The organism is Alteromonas sp. KS69, assembly GCF_003989595.1.
Taxonomy (GTDB): Bacteria; Pseudomonadota; Gammaproteobacteria; order Enterobacterales; family Alteromonadaceae; genus Alteromonas; species Alteromonas naphthalenivorans.
Genome location: NZ_PYHU01000038.1, coordinates 1 through 13,367, shown reverse-complemented (window position 1 = coordinate 13,367; position 13,367 = coordinate 1). Strand labels below are relative to the sequence as shown.

General features: G+C 42.6%; 14 protein-coding genes. 9 read left to right on the top strand and 5 right to left on the bottom strand.

All coding sequences use genetic code 11. From position 1 onward, the window contains the following. The first annotated feature begins 131 nt into the window (after window positions 1–131). On the top strand, window positions 132–446 hold the full coding sequence (locus tag C7Y69_RS17070) for a hypothetical protein (protein WP_126873504.1): 315 nt from the start codon (window positions 132–134) through the stop codon (window positions 444–446). A 200-nt stretch (window positions 447–646) separates the two neighbouring features. Here C7Y69_RS17070 and C7Y69_RS17065 read toward each other — a convergent pair whose 3' ends face one another. From C7Y69_RS17065 to C7Y69_RS17050, 4 genes are read right to left on the bottom strand one after another with little or no spacing between them, the layout of a single operon-like run. Next, window positions 647–2,872, bottom strand: a complete 2,226-nt coding sequence (locus C7Y69_RS17065; protein ID WP_126873502.1) for a TonB-dependent siderophore receptor — start codon at window positions 2,870–2,872, stop codon at window positions 647–649. Continuing rightward, window positions 2,862–4,190 (bottom strand): DUF3526 domain-containing protein, encoded by a 1,329-nt coding sequence (locus tag C7Y69_RS17060; RefSeq protein ID WP_126873501.1) that lies wholly within the window; start codon window positions 4,188–4,190, stop codon window positions 2,862–2,864. The genes C7Y69_RS17065 and C7Y69_RS17060 overlap by 11 nt, the downstream gene beginning before the upstream one ends. After that, entirely contained in the window at window positions 4,187–5,653 is a 1,467-nt protein-coding gene (locus C7Y69_RS17055) for an ABC transporter permease (RefSeq protein ID WP_409513439.1), read from the bottom strand. Before C7Y69_RS17055 ends, C7Y69_RS17060 begins: the two co-directional genes overlap by 4 nt. Then, window positions 5,653–6,372, bottom strand: coding sequence for an ABC transporter ATP-binding protein (locus C7Y69_RS17050; RefSeq protein WP_126873499.1), 720 nt, complete (start codon window positions 6,370–6,372; stop codon window positions 5,653–5,655). The genes C7Y69_RS17055 and C7Y69_RS17050 overlap by 1 nt, the downstream gene beginning before the upstream one ends. Window positions 6,373–6,663: 291 nt before the next feature. On the opposite strand from C7Y69_RS17050, the gene C7Y69_RS17045 reads away from it, so the two are divergent. The 8 genes from C7Y69_RS17045 (at window position 6,664) to C7Y69_RS17010 (ending at window position 12,389) form a co-directional block, all read left to right on the top strand. Next, complete coding sequence (locus C7Y69_RS17045) at window positions 6,664–7,842, top strand: glutathione S-transferase family protein (protein ID WP_126873497.1); 1,179 nt, start codon at window positions 6,664–6,666, stop codon at window positions 7,840–7,842. Between the two features lie 254 nt (window positions 7,843–8,096). Beyond that, on the top strand, window positions 8,097–8,309 hold the full coding sequence (locus C7Y69_RS17040; protein ID WP_126873495.1) for a hypothetical protein: 213 nt from the start codon (window positions 8,097–8,099) through the stop codon (window positions 8,307–8,309). Between the two features lie 106 nt (window positions 8,310–8,415). Further along, window positions 8,416–9,093, top strand: coding sequence for a hypothetical protein (locus tag C7Y69_RS17035; RefSeq protein WP_126873494.1), 678 nt, complete (start codon window positions 8,416–8,418; stop codon window positions 9,091–9,093). A 14-nt stretch (window positions 9,094–9,107) separates the two neighbouring features. Then, the gene (locus C7Y69_RS17030; protein ID WP_126873493.1) at window positions 9,108–9,341 is read left to right on the top strand and encodes a hypothetical protein; all 234 of its coding nucleotides are present in this window, start codon (window positions 9,108–9,110) and stop codon (window positions 9,339–9,341) included. Between the two features lie 76 nt (window positions 9,342–9,417). Continuing rightward, on the top strand, window positions 9,418–10,056 hold the full coding sequence (locus C7Y69_RS17025; protein ID WP_126873492.1) for a hypothetical protein: 639 nt from the start codon (window positions 9,418–9,420) through the stop codon (window positions 10,054–10,056). A 111-nt stretch (window positions 10,057–10,167) separates the two neighbouring features. Next, on the top strand, window positions 10,168–10,761 hold the full coding sequence (locus C7Y69_RS17020) for a hypothetical protein (RefSeq protein WP_126873490.1): 594 nt from the start codon (window positions 10,168–10,170) through the stop codon (window positions 10,759–10,761). Window positions 10,762–10,851: 90 nt separating this feature from the next. After that, complete coding sequence (locus C7Y69_RS17015) at window positions 10,852–11,574, top strand: hypothetical protein (protein WP_126873488.1); 723 nt, start codon at window positions 10,852–10,854, stop codon at window positions 11,572–11,574. 56 nt (window positions 11,575–11,630) lie between these two features. Next, complete coding sequence (locus C7Y69_RS17010; RefSeq protein ID WP_126873487.1) at window positions 11,631–12,389, top strand: hypothetical protein; 759 nt, start codon at window positions 11,631–11,633, stop codon at window positions 12,387–12,389. 265 nt (window positions 12,390–12,654) lie between these two features. Here the strand turns inward: C7Y69_RS17010 and C7Y69_RS17005 are convergent. Next, a partial coding sequence (locus C7Y69_RS17005) for a transposase (protein ID WP_126873485.1) occupies window positions 12,655–13,367 on the bottom strand: 713 nt, incomplete at its 5' end.

Sequence of the window (13,367 nt, the reverse complement as noted above, 5' to 3'; positions counted from 1 at the left end):
TGTTATCCCATTAGCCGTAGCGCCTATACGGAGCCTCAGCGCCTATACAAAGCCGCAGCGCTGATATGAGCGGCAGCTCAGACTAAAAACCGCAGCTTCGACCATTACTATAAAGGATTAACGTGGGCTTATTGACTAACATTCGGCGTGCACTAATTGCTTCTAAATTTCAGCGTAAAGACTTAAAAATTATTGAGGCTATCCCAGGCGAAAGGTTTGCCACCATTGTTTTCGACTTTAAAGATAAAGGCTGGGAATTAACTGATGCTAGAGGCGAACTAGATGTAAGCCGTGAAAGCTGGCAGGGCAAACTTCGAAAAGGCACCAGCACGCTTACTTGCACATGGAGCAAGGACGACCAAGGCGAGATAGTGGGCTTAACCCGCATTGTTGAGGGCATAGCGAAAGACTACAAATTAAAAGTGCAATCTACGCCTAGTCAATAAGCTGAGCTTTAGGCTTTCAACACATAAAAAATGACGTAGACAAGCATGAGGGAAACAAAGCTTATCTACGTCATTTATCAACTGATGGAGCTATAATGAGAGCGGTTACGTTATAGCGGTTGAGTGAACAACACGCTATTACCATTTTCTATTACAGCCGTCTTTTCTCGCTTTTACTACAAAGCTTTTAACTATAAAGCCTAGAAACGATAAGACGCCGATACTCTAAAGCGGCGCGGTGCACCTGGCTCAACCCATACATCGGCAAAAGAGTTGGTGTAGTGCTCTTTATCGAAAAGGTTGTCTACTTCTGCACGTACCACTAAGTTTTCAACCGGTTCAATTTGCGCAAACGCGCGCACGGTAGTGTAACTAGGTAAATAGAAGTCTGTTGCTGTTTGGCCTAAACGCTCATCTACGTACAACAAACCAGTGCCTAAGCGCACCGGCATATCTGAAACCATAAGGCTTTTGCCTACTTGAACGCTAAGCTGATTTTCAGGCACGTTAATTAGCGGATCGCCCGCTTCAATAGCCGCCACAAAGTTAGCGTCAGCCGCATCGTTAGTACTTTGTGCATCGATATACGCGTAAGACACCCACAACGCAATACCATTGCTGAACTCAGCGTTAATATCTAGTTCAACACCACGACTGCGCGCTTCGCCGCCAGGGGTTAAAAAGAAACCGTCAGACGCTTCATCACTACTATCGAACACTAAAATATTACTTTGATCGATATTAAAGATAGACAGGGTGATGTCGCCGCGAACGTTGTTAAAGAACGACGTTAGGTCGGTTTTAACACCCACTTCGGTAGACTCAGATTGGTTTGGTTTAAACGGATTACCTGCATAATCAGAACCCGTAAGTTGGCGAAATCCTTCACCGTAGGTGGCGTAAAAACTAATGCTGTCATCAAGTAAATACACTGCACCTAACTGAGGTGAAAATTGGGTGTCATCTTGCGAGGTAATGGCTACCGGATCGCTTAAGCGGTTTTGAATTTCTTGTTCAAATTTGTCAATTCGACCACCAAAGCGCACTTGAAATTTATCGGTAATGTTCACTTGGTCTTGAATGTACATTCCCCACGCTTCTTGGGTTTCTAGGCGGTTTAGGTTGTCTGACAACTCAACATCAGCCACAGGCGAGTAATCTGGGTTAAGAATATCTACCACAAGATATTGGCTTAAATCCAAATCGTTAATGTCTGTGTCGCCAGAAAAATAAGATGGGCGGTAGCGCAAGATAACCTGATCGTTTTCAAACTTATCGTAATCACCACCAATAATAACGCGATGGCTAATTGAACCCGTATCAAACTCACCGGCTATTTCGCCGCGCAGTACTACATAATCGGTTTCAAAGTCGCGGTAGCGTTTAAAGCGTGAAAGCAAGGTTTGATCTGGGTCGATAAACAAGGTTTGACGCCCTGCAAAGTTGGTTTCTAGTGCATTACCTTCAAAGGTAGTGTCACGCAGGCCAGCGCCGATAAGTAGGTTCCAGTCATCGTTGAGTTCGTGAGAAATCTCAAGCTGGTGACCAACCACGTCGGTAGTAATTCTATCGCCAGATGGGTCGCCCACGAAGGTTTCAATAGGCTGTATACCTAACTTACCATCCACCGCAATAACACCACGGTCGAAGGGGATTTTTTGATTTGTGTATTCAAGCTCGTAGGTAATACGGGTATCTTCAGAAAATTCCCAGGTAACAGAAGGGTAAAAGCCTAACTTTTCGGTTTCTACCGTATCTCTGAAGCTTTCAGCGTCTTCGTAAAAGCCCACTAAGCGAACGCCAACATCTTCTTTTGCGCCCGCTACCGTTTGCACGTCGGCTTCAATGCGCATTTGATCCCAACTGCCATAAGTGGCTTTTACTTCGCCACCTGAAACAAATTGTGGGCGCTTTGTCACTAAGTTTACCGCACCGCCAGGTTCACCACGGCCAAATAAAGCCGCTTTAGGGCCTTTTAATACTTCCACATGGTCGATACCCGCCAAATCACGAGGGCCACCAAAGCCACGGCCAGCATTAAACCCATTTACCAAGAAACCACTTGGTAGGTTTTCATCACCAGAAAAACCACGAATGGCAAAACTATTCCACAACCCACCAAAGTTATTCTGCCTGGCTACCGAAGCAGAAAGATCTAATGCATCATTTAAGTTAATGGCACCTGCATCACCAATTAAGCCTAAGTCGATATCTTGCGCGGCGGCAGGCACTTCTTTGTATTCAAATGCACCTTGATAAGCGCGGTGCATGCCGTGTACCGTAATTTTCTCGACCTTTGCTTCTTCGTTTTTTTGAGACGCGCCTTGGGCATTTGTTTGACCGTCATTTGTTTGAGCAAAAGCAGGGGCATTGAAAAATGCAGCAATACTGATGGCGAGTGTAGATTTCACCCAGTTATTTTTCATTGGTGTTTTCCTGTGTGTTCATTTTTGTTGTAGTAAATTGTGAAGTTGTAGTGAATTGTGGAAGCTGCTTAAGGCTGGCTTCTGTAAACTCAGGCGCAGCAAAAAGTTGTTGGTAATAAAACTCGCGCAACGATGCGTGAAACGCGCGCACCTTATTTTCATAATCAATCATAGATTGCACGTTGGTGTTAGCGGTGTTCGACAACAAACGCTGGGTTAGCAACGAAGGCGATAACAAAGACACATAACCTGCCAGCTGGTTTTTTCTAAGGGTGGCTTGTTGATAAGCGTTAGAAAGTTCGCTTGCCCGTTCATCGCCAACTTGTTGAAAAGCGTAATACCATTTCCAGTTAAACGAACCATCACGTTCAGGATCGTACGCCGTGTAATTAGCCCACTGTGGGTGAGTTTCAATGAACTTTTCCCACGTGACTTCTATCGGCTTATCCCAGGCACCGTTTACGGCTTCACGTTGTGTAAGCACAATATCGCCACCTTCCGGTGTATCGACAATCGCATTAATAACGGTATGACCGGTTACCGGCACTATTACGGTGGTAATAAGCCATACACCCAACATTAACGAGGCAAGGTGGGTGGCACTGTATTTAGCAAAACGTTGCGCCGCGCCAATGGCCAATACAATGGCAGACCACACGCTTATAGTACCCAGTACAATAACGCAGGCTAGCAAGATAGAACGTAGCGATGCGCCATTCACAATGGCAAAGGCAATAAAAGGAATAAGTGTAACTAAAGCTAACGGCACCAGGGTAACTAGCGTACGAGAGGTCCATACCGCATGGCTATTGCGCGCCGTTACATTAAGTAAATCGAAACGTCTGGCTTCACGCTCTTTTGCTTTTAAGTCGTACAGCAACAAAATAATAAATAGCGGTAGTAACACGCTTACTACAAAGGCAAAATCGAAACGCCCTAAAAAGGCTAATTCTGGGTTGTCGGTGTCGCTTTCATATATTTGGCCTTCAAGGGCTAACATACGTATACGATGCTTCCACGGAAACACATCACGTTCACCCACAACAGCAAAGGCGAGGGGCGACGGCGGCGCATAGGTTAGGTGAAAGGCGTAATACGCCACCATGCCATAGCTATTTTGATGGGAAAGCACCGCTTCACGCTCTACAGTGTCTTTTTCTAATAAGCGTTCAATAGTAGCTTGTTGCGCCTGCATTTCAGCATGACCCGACCACAAGGCTACGGTGCTTAATAGAAATACCACCAACAAGGTTAATTTAAATTGGCGGTGTGCAAACACAAACCCCGCTTCGCGCTTAATATCGTTAAACCGCATCATGGGTTTAGCCTCCTTACTGCAAGATTAAGAAGTAGTACAGCAACACCCACCCAAAGAAGAAGTTGTAAACAGTACATGGCAGCACTGCTTAAGCGCGCCATGGGGGCTTCGGGCTGGAAACTAAATTCAGACAATACTGCCCAGTTACTGGCCTGTACTACCGCTTTGTTTGCGGCTTCTTCGCTAGCATTGCGGTTCATATCAAGTTTGTAATCAAGCTTTTCTACGTGCACTTTGTTTAAGCCTTGTACAAACTGCATACGTAGCATTTCGGCTTCACGCAAAAAGCGGTGGTGAGTTTCAATACTGGTGCCCGCAAGTAGGGTAGAGAACGAACGCAGTGCCACGGTAGGGGAAAGCCAGCCAAACTGCCTTGCAATACGGGCTTGGGCTAGTTCTTCTTGCATGCGGCTTTCAGCAAATTCATTAATGACAACCGCTTGGCGCTGCTCTGAATATTGCGCCACTATGCCTCGAAAGTTCACGGGAAGGTCGTCTACCGAATCGACATTGTATTTATCGAGCAAGTCTTGTTTAAGAGCCACAAAAGCCGGATCGTTAACATCGTGACCATCACCTAAGCTACGAAGCTTTTCTTCTACTTTAAAGTCGGCTTCTAACTTACCAATAGAGGGCTCTATACTGGTCGCCACACTGCTGCCCATTCTAGGTAGCAATATGCAAGCGCTCATCCAAATAACGATAAGCACTGTAAAGCTGGCACTGCTTTTTTCAAATAACGTAGAGCAGGCGGTAACCACCACAGCCCATAACATGAAGTAAAGCATGTAACCTAAACAAAAAAGCGTTACCACTAAGGCGCTTTCATTGGAAAAAGCAACGTACACGCAAGCTAATAACAAGGGCAGTAAAAATATACCGCTAGCCAGCATTAAGGCCACCAGTTTTCCCAACACCAACTGCCAACGGCTAGCACCTTGGGTAAGTAATAAAGTGAGAGTGCGTGCTTCACGTTCCCGTGAAACGCTGCCGTAGCCAATTAAAATAATAAACAGTGGCGCTAACACCAACGCCAAAAAGCTTGGCGTTAAGCTACTAAAACGGGTTAGCCCTGCAGACTGACGCTGCTCGGCAAACATGGCACTGTTTTGCCTGTGGCCTTCCAAGAAAATAGCGTTACCTGTGTACGTGTCTACACCCGGTTCTATTACACTAAGCGGGGTAGGTGTACGAAACACATAATGCCCGTAATGCACCATGCGGTGCGGATGTTTGTCGGGCTGCGATAAAAAGCGTTCTTCAGCTTCATGTTGAAGGTGTTCTCTGGCGTGCGCTGCCTCTTCAATATGAAAGCTATTTACCACAAGTGCAGCTAGGGTGAGTACACTGCCCAAAATTAACACCGTGGTAGCAACTTTGGTTCGAAGCCAATAACGCCACTGTTCAGCGCAAATGGTTTTTACTGTTTTGCTTACCATGTGGTTTTTTTCTTTGTAAACCATTACTTGCGCCCTGCAAAGGCTGCGTGAACGGCTTCGGTATCGATAGGCGTATCGCCCGAGCGTTCAAACGACCCCGTAAGCTTGCCGTTACTTAGCAACACAATACGGTGCGCAACCTGACAAGCTCCATACACATCATGGGTTACCATAAATATGGTGGCACCATTGTTTGCTAACTCCGACACTAGCGAGTTAAATTCATCAATAGCAGCAGGGTCGAGGCCAGAAGTAGGTTCATCTAAAAACAGCACTGGGGCATTACGAAGAATGGCTAATGCAATGGCGGTTTTCTGCCTCATCCCTTTTGAATAGTTCGACAAGGTGTTGTGCCACGCATTTTCTTGAAGCGCTACTTTTTTAAGGGCTTCATGTATAGCATCGTCCGTTTTTTCGACACCCGCAACCGACAAAAAGTAGCGAATGTTTTCATACCCTGAAAGGTGACCATAAAGCGTGACCGATTCCGGCAAATAAGCCACCGACTTTTGCACTTCGTTGGTATTGTCTGCTACCGACATACCCATAACAGACGCTGTGCCAGCGCTAGGTTTCATTAACCCTAAAAAGGTTTTGAGGGTTGTGGATTTACCCGCACCGTTTCCACCAAGAAGGGCAAACACTTCACCTTTGCCTACTTCAAAATTAAGGTTATCAAGAATAGTACGTTGGCCTATACGTACCGATAATTCACTAGCACTAATTACAGATTTTGATGTCATTGATTTACGGTATAAAGTCGAAAGTTGGTGATATGTTATATTGTAACAATTGTGATGTGAAATATTTTTTGCATTTTTCGTTTGTATAGCTACGAAACGATTGGTAAATGACTAATTGGTGGTGCATAGATGGCTAGTTATTGGTGCGTAGCTGGGTAGTAAGTAAAGAGTAGATGGCTAATAAATAGCCATCCTTATAGCGCTATATCATTGAACAAAATAGGCATTTCATAGACGTGAACATGACTTACTATTATCTTGTTGTTATTCAGCGTTTAAGAGTATGTTGTAGTGTATATTTTGTATGGTTCTGAAGTGTCTTTGTATACGGGTAAAATTCGCGCTTACCTTAACTATAAGCAACTGCCTTTTACCGAGGTGCTGTCTACCGTATCGGTTTACAAAAAAATTATTCGCCCGAAAACCGGTGTTACCTTTATTCCGGTGGTAAAAACCCCTTCAGATGAATACTTACAAGATACCGCCCGCATTATTGATTACTTTGAAGCGCAGGCTCGGGCTAATACACAGGCAGATACCAACACCAATCATCTATCAGTAGTGCCCAACACACCGGTACAGCACCTTGTAAGTGAACTGTTCGCCCTATGGGGAGACGAATGGCTGGTTATTCCCGCCATGCACTACCGCTGGAACAAAGATAACTTCCCTTTTATATATGAAGAGTTCGGCCAAGTAGTTACCCCTAAAGCACCAAAATTTGTTAAAGCGTATTTTGGAAAGAAACTAGCCAAAAAGTTTCAAGGGTTCGTGCCACTGTTAGGCATTACCGAGAAAAGCATTCCACATATTGAAGATTGGTACGAAAACACCGTTCTGCATTATTTAAACGAACATTTCGCCACCCATAACTATTTGCTGGGCGATAAACCCTGCACCGGCGACTTTGGTTTATTAGGCCCATTGTATGCTCATTTATACCGCGACCCTGCACCAAAACAATTAATGGATAAGCTAGCACCCAATGTAGCCGCCTGGGTTAAGCGAATGAATAACCCAAGCGCTGAACAGCACACAAGTGCTGCTGCCAGGAACGACATAAATACCCCTGACTTTTTAGAAAACGACGAAATACCCTCAACCTTATTGCCCCTATTAAAGAATATGTTTGCCCAGCAATGGCCGGTGTTGAAAAACACTTCAGAAGCGTTAGCTGATTGGCGAGAGAAGAATGCGAGTAATGAAAATACTTTACGCTTTATTCCAAGAACAATAGGGCAGCACAACTTCAAAATAGGGCGAAGCGAAACTGAAAATGTAGAAGAGCAACGTTTTGTATTCAGCTTTCATCAATACAAATTACAACGTGTATTAGATGTGTTTAATAGCATTGAACAGCCAAGCTTAGAATTGATGAGTTTGTTGGAAGAGGTAGGGGGTTTGGAATATATGCGGTTGGAGGTGAAAGACCGAGTTGCTTTTGAAGGGAATAGGTTAGTGTTTGAGTGAGTGGGTTGGGGGATATTGGTGGGGTGTGTATTTATACAGTTTGCTGCTGTTTTTGAGCAGTTGGGAATAAAAAGGAATTATTCCGGAATGTTGGAGCGGTTTTGAAAGGCAGGAACGTAGTAGATTGATAATAGAGTGTTTTCGTGCGAAAGTTTGTTGATTAGGGAAATGATGTACGGAAACTTTCCATCTTGTATGAAGGATTTTTTTCGTATAATGAGCTGCTATGCATCTATGAAGCACTGGAGAAATTTATGAAAATACTTGATAAGGAAGAGTTCAAAAAGGCCGCAGGGACTCCCCTTTCCAAAATCGAGACTTCTCACTTTACGATGGGGCTCCATATGAGTGCGTTTGCGAGGCAACGCATCGCTTTAGTCAATTTTCTGGTCAACATTTCGCCTCCACAGGGGGGAGCGCTAAATTCATGGTTCAGTGCCCAGACAATGAAAATGCGGCAACACTGATTAAAACCAAGAATAAATTTCTGATTTTGTTCGATCGTTTTGTATCCTTAGCTGGATGTAAGCAGTGAAAATTTCGCATTTACACATCAACTCATGAGCGGAAAAAGTGGCTAGATTAATAGGAAAAATAATTGGATTGATCATTAATATAATAATGATTCCAGTAGTTATTGTGCTCGCCATTCCAATGGGCCTATTAAAAGCTAGGCGGGCTCAAAAAAGCAGGCTTCTTTTTACTGGTGAAGAACAAGCTCTGTTAGCGAAAGCACAGAAGGCAATCAATGTGGAAAATAATGGTCTTCTCTCCCCAGATAGAGACCTGCTTGAGGTGGCAAGATGTATTGAGGATGCACGATGTGATTATCAAATAATCAAAAGTCGCGAACGATTCGATGCATCATTTGCAGAATTTTTAATGCCTAAAATTGAAGAATGCCATGTAATGGATTGGGACAATGTTATCAGTTATTTTGAGCTGTCTCGTTTTCTTTCTTCCCAGCCTCATCACGAACCACCTAGTGTTCAAGACCTTGTTCGAGCGCTTCAAAGCTATATAGCAGGTTATAAAGATGAAAACGGATTCTATCCAAAAAATATCATGTTAGATCACAATGTTCATATGATGTTTGCTCATGCCGGAATATATCGAAACGGAAGTGATTATTTTGGTGAAACCCAGATGATTCCAATCGCGAACATTGAAGGTGGAGTGACTTGGAAGGCTGTTGACCCTGCTCCAGTCGATAACAAATTTGACGATTTTGATGATGACATTCCGTTTTAAAAAAAGGGCATGATATGAATCCAGCGATTAGAAAACTTTATCAAGTTAAAAATGGAGGAGAGCTGTCTCCCCAAGATTGCCAAAAAATCAATACAGAACTCTCAATCATGAAAGCTGATGATATCCCTAAGGAACAACGGGAGAACGTTGCTGATTACTTGGCCTCTGCACTTAGTTGTCACTCGGTCCAGCCTCAACTTACGCGCCAACTCGATGTGTTACTTCAAGATCTCCAAGACAATGCATAACAAGGCGCTGCTGTCGGACAAATTTTCCGCAGAGCGCGGCGTTATGCGTCAATGTTAATCTCAGCTAAGGAGTATCATGCAAAAAGGTAATTCATACATACTTTTGGATGAAAGATGGAAATTAGAAGATTTTTCTATTCTTACAAAAGAGTACATGCAGCTGTATGGTTTTTTCTATGCCTTGCGTTCAGTTGAGAGTAATCAACTTTCACAATTAGAATTCGAAAGAATGCCGTGGTTAGGCGGTGGTAGTGTAGTTGGTTTCTTTAGCATAATGGGGAAACTTGTTCCTCCCGAAAGTAAACCAGAAGTAAAACAAATTCAATACGCATCACCAGGGTTTATCGAATTAACATTAATTTCAGATGTAGCAAAAGACATTGGTATTATTGTTTCATCTATATGTGCTTCTATAGCTAGCATCGCAGGAACCTATAATTTAATTTATTCTCAATATCAAAAACGTAAATTGACTCAGTTAAAGATTAAAGACCTTGAAGTTAAGCAATTAAGAGAAGAAATTATTTTTGTACAAAAATCTATTAAACAATTGCAAGAAGGTTTCAGTTTGACAAGTAGTCAGGTTCAGTCGCTGCATAAAATATCGAAAGGCGACGAATTAGTTCAATTAAAAATGTTACTCGCTCTATACGGCAGGGCTAAGCCGATTGCAGAACTACAAGCTAACAATAAAGCTAACTTCAAAAACGCATAAAGTCATTTCAGCAGGACAAAAAACAGCTGGTTTTTGCTCGTGCCTCGCTAATTTCACCAGCTATTTTATTGCCTCTGAATGAGGCGTTAAGTTTCTTTATCGAGATCGAGCATGGACGAGAAAGTGAAAGCATCATGGGAACGAGCACTTCATCCCGAGACGCTTAAGACAAATATTATTACCGCCTCAATATTTTCAATGGCTTTCGAAATGCTCAAAAGCGGCATTATTGAAAAGATAGAGGGGTTTTTTACAAATGGATTTGATGAAAATGGAATGATAGTTAGCCCAGAATATAAAGAAAAGGTGCTTTCCCTTAACAGAAGTCCTCTTTATGCATCATTGAAATGGCTACAAGATATGAATGCGATTGATGATAAAGACTTAGAGAAATTCGAGCATATAAAAAAATGTCGCAACACCTTGGCTCACGAAATGCTCACCTTTGCATCATCTGGTGTCGACTTTGATGTCGCAGGCGCGTTTGATGAAATGATCGGTTTACTACGGAAAATAGAAATTTGGTGGTTTGAAAACTTAGAAATGGCAATAGATCCAGAAGCGTATCCCGAAGACCTAGACTTAGAGCAGGTAATCCCTGGACCCGTTTGGAGTCTTCAAATGCTTATTGATGTTGCGCTTGGTCCAGAGGAAGAGGCGCGTAAATATTATGATCACTTTGTCGCCAATGCAGAGAAAACTTAACAAGCGCATGTTGTCGGACTGGTTTTCCGCTGCGCTCCAAACCAGCTGCAAATGCGGGCGTTATACGTAAATAATTAGGATGAACCGTACGTGATTTTAGATTGTTCAAATTATGAGTCCACCAAAACATCTATATTAGATATTTTTAGTACCACTGAGGACAAATTAGCATCAGTTTTGCAATCTATAAATCCATTCGAAAGCATCTATAAGCCCGCTGAGGAGGTCTTATATGAGGAGGCTTGTGATATTCTCGGGCACCCAAAAGATAATATAAGCGTTGTCTGGTTTCACGGAACGCGAACCGAAGATTTGAGCCTGTTTAATAAACTTGGCATCCTTACTAAAAGTGAGGCAAGAAAATTCATAGAGCCACGGCTCAAAGAATTATCAGAAGGGATGGAAAGCTTTGGCTCCAATCCATTCTCAATGTCTATTTCTGGAAAGCAAGGGGATCATGATGAAGGTCCATTTGCATTTCTAATGCGAGATATTGCTATTCATGCCCCCTCACCAAACCATAATTATCTAGATTCCCCTGAAATGGTAGAGGATTTTTCCGGAACATTACTTGGTGAAAACTATTCACAATTAGTAAATAGTTTTAAAGAGATAAGTACTCCTTGCCTAGTCTCTTTCACATCTGAATCTAAAGGATATGAAGTACCTCAAGCATTGCTTTACTTAAAGCTGGTTGAAGATGGAGAAACGCATTTCGAAGCAGCTTCATCCGCAAATACATTTTTCGATTCAGGAAATGTTATTGTGTCTCCTGATAGGATTAAATTTGTTGAGATTATTGGAAACGTATAACAAGGCAATTAACTACGCGCCGGTTATTGCGGCGTTAAACGTATGGAAGAGTTCTGTTGAAAGATATTATCGAAGCGATAGATTCAAGGATTAAGAGTCCTCTATTTGGATATTATATATTCTCTCTCTTGGCAGTGAATTGGAGCGAGATCTTTTATTTATTAGTCGACAAAGGTAAGGTTACCGAGCGAATTGAATACTTTCAAAATGGTACAGATTACTTAACTCTTTTTTTGTTTCCATTTTTGATATCTGTCAGTTATTTAATTGTTTACCCTTGGCTGCAATATCTAGTTATGTATCTTTCTACAAAACCAACTACATTACGGAATTCGTTGCAGGCTGAGTCTGAACATAACCTCCTTTTGAAAAAGCAGGAGCTTGAAGATGCGAGAGCTGAGATTCTTCGCAAGGCAGAAGAGGAACTTATAGATCGGGCTAAAAGAGACGAGAAACTTCAAGATATTGATAGTGACGATGTTAGAGAGAAACTCAAGAAAGAGATCGATGAGTTAAGAATTGAGAGAGAGTCACTCCGCAATACAACTGACACTATATCAAAAGAAAAGGTTAAAAGCCTAACCTCGGAACAAGAAAATATCATACAAGAAATTACATTAGAGGGGGGTGAGAGTACAAAGCGGGGCATTATTCGAAAATCTAAATACGATAAAGTAAAAACAGAGTATTTACTTGAATCATTAGAAGAGAGTGGGTATCTGCATGGGACTTACATGAGCGAATACGATGATTACGTATACGCTTTAACAACTAGTAGCAAGAAGCTTATGGTTGATAAAGGAGTGGCGAAATAAAATGTTTTAGACTAACCAAGACAGGCATCTTTGTGTGCAACGGTATACATTCTGCGATTAAACAAGACAGGCATTTTTAGAAAGTTAAAGCTGCTTTTATGAGGTCTATATTCGTCTCTCATTGTTTAGGTAAACGTCTCTTTTTAGTCAATGGTTAGAAAAAGCAGAAGTGCGTGTAGGGGGGGTGAGGTGCTTAAGCGTATTTATTTCTTCAGCAGCGTAAGGTGACAATCAGTTTTGCGAGGTTCGTTATTTAGATGCAACACTATCCCAGCAATCGCATTGCGCTTTGTCGCCCTTGAACTCGTTGCTGATGTTGATTGTGTGCGTATTGCTCTAGGTGAATCACCTTGCCAGCAGCCTGCTTAAAGCATGTTTCAAACTGCGTGGTTAAAGTTAGCCAATGTTCGTGTTCAATATTGAGACGTTCTAAAATAGTAGGCAGGTTATGTTCAACCTTGCCGCGCTTGTTTGGATGAATATATCGGCTGGTTATATCTACAAGCTGTAAGTAGTCGGGGAGGGTAAAAGGTAAACCGTGTGGCATCTTTTGCCTTGGATTGCCCACAAAAGGCATAAGTCGTTTGGGGGTTTTGCCTACCTTGGCTGCGTTAATACGGTATTTAATACTGGTATGGTCTGATGTCTCGGGTGTTTTGGCCATTTTTGCCCGTACCGGGTTTAAATCAACATAAGCCATACAGGCGGCCAGGGCCGACTCATCTAATAGCGCTTGAGATTTAAACCGCCCTTCCCAAAAATGCCCAGTGGAGTCATCCTCTTTATTAGCGGCCCTGGCAATATATTCATTTAGTGCACGCATAAACCAGCTGATATCAAATAGTCGTTTACGCCATACCTCAGCCGTTAACTCCACCGTTTTAATCTGGGTTTCATGTAAGTCTTTGCGTAAATTTGGTGATATATAGCGCTGCGAGAGTAGGGTGCCTTTGTAAAGTAAGCGATCAATATAGACCC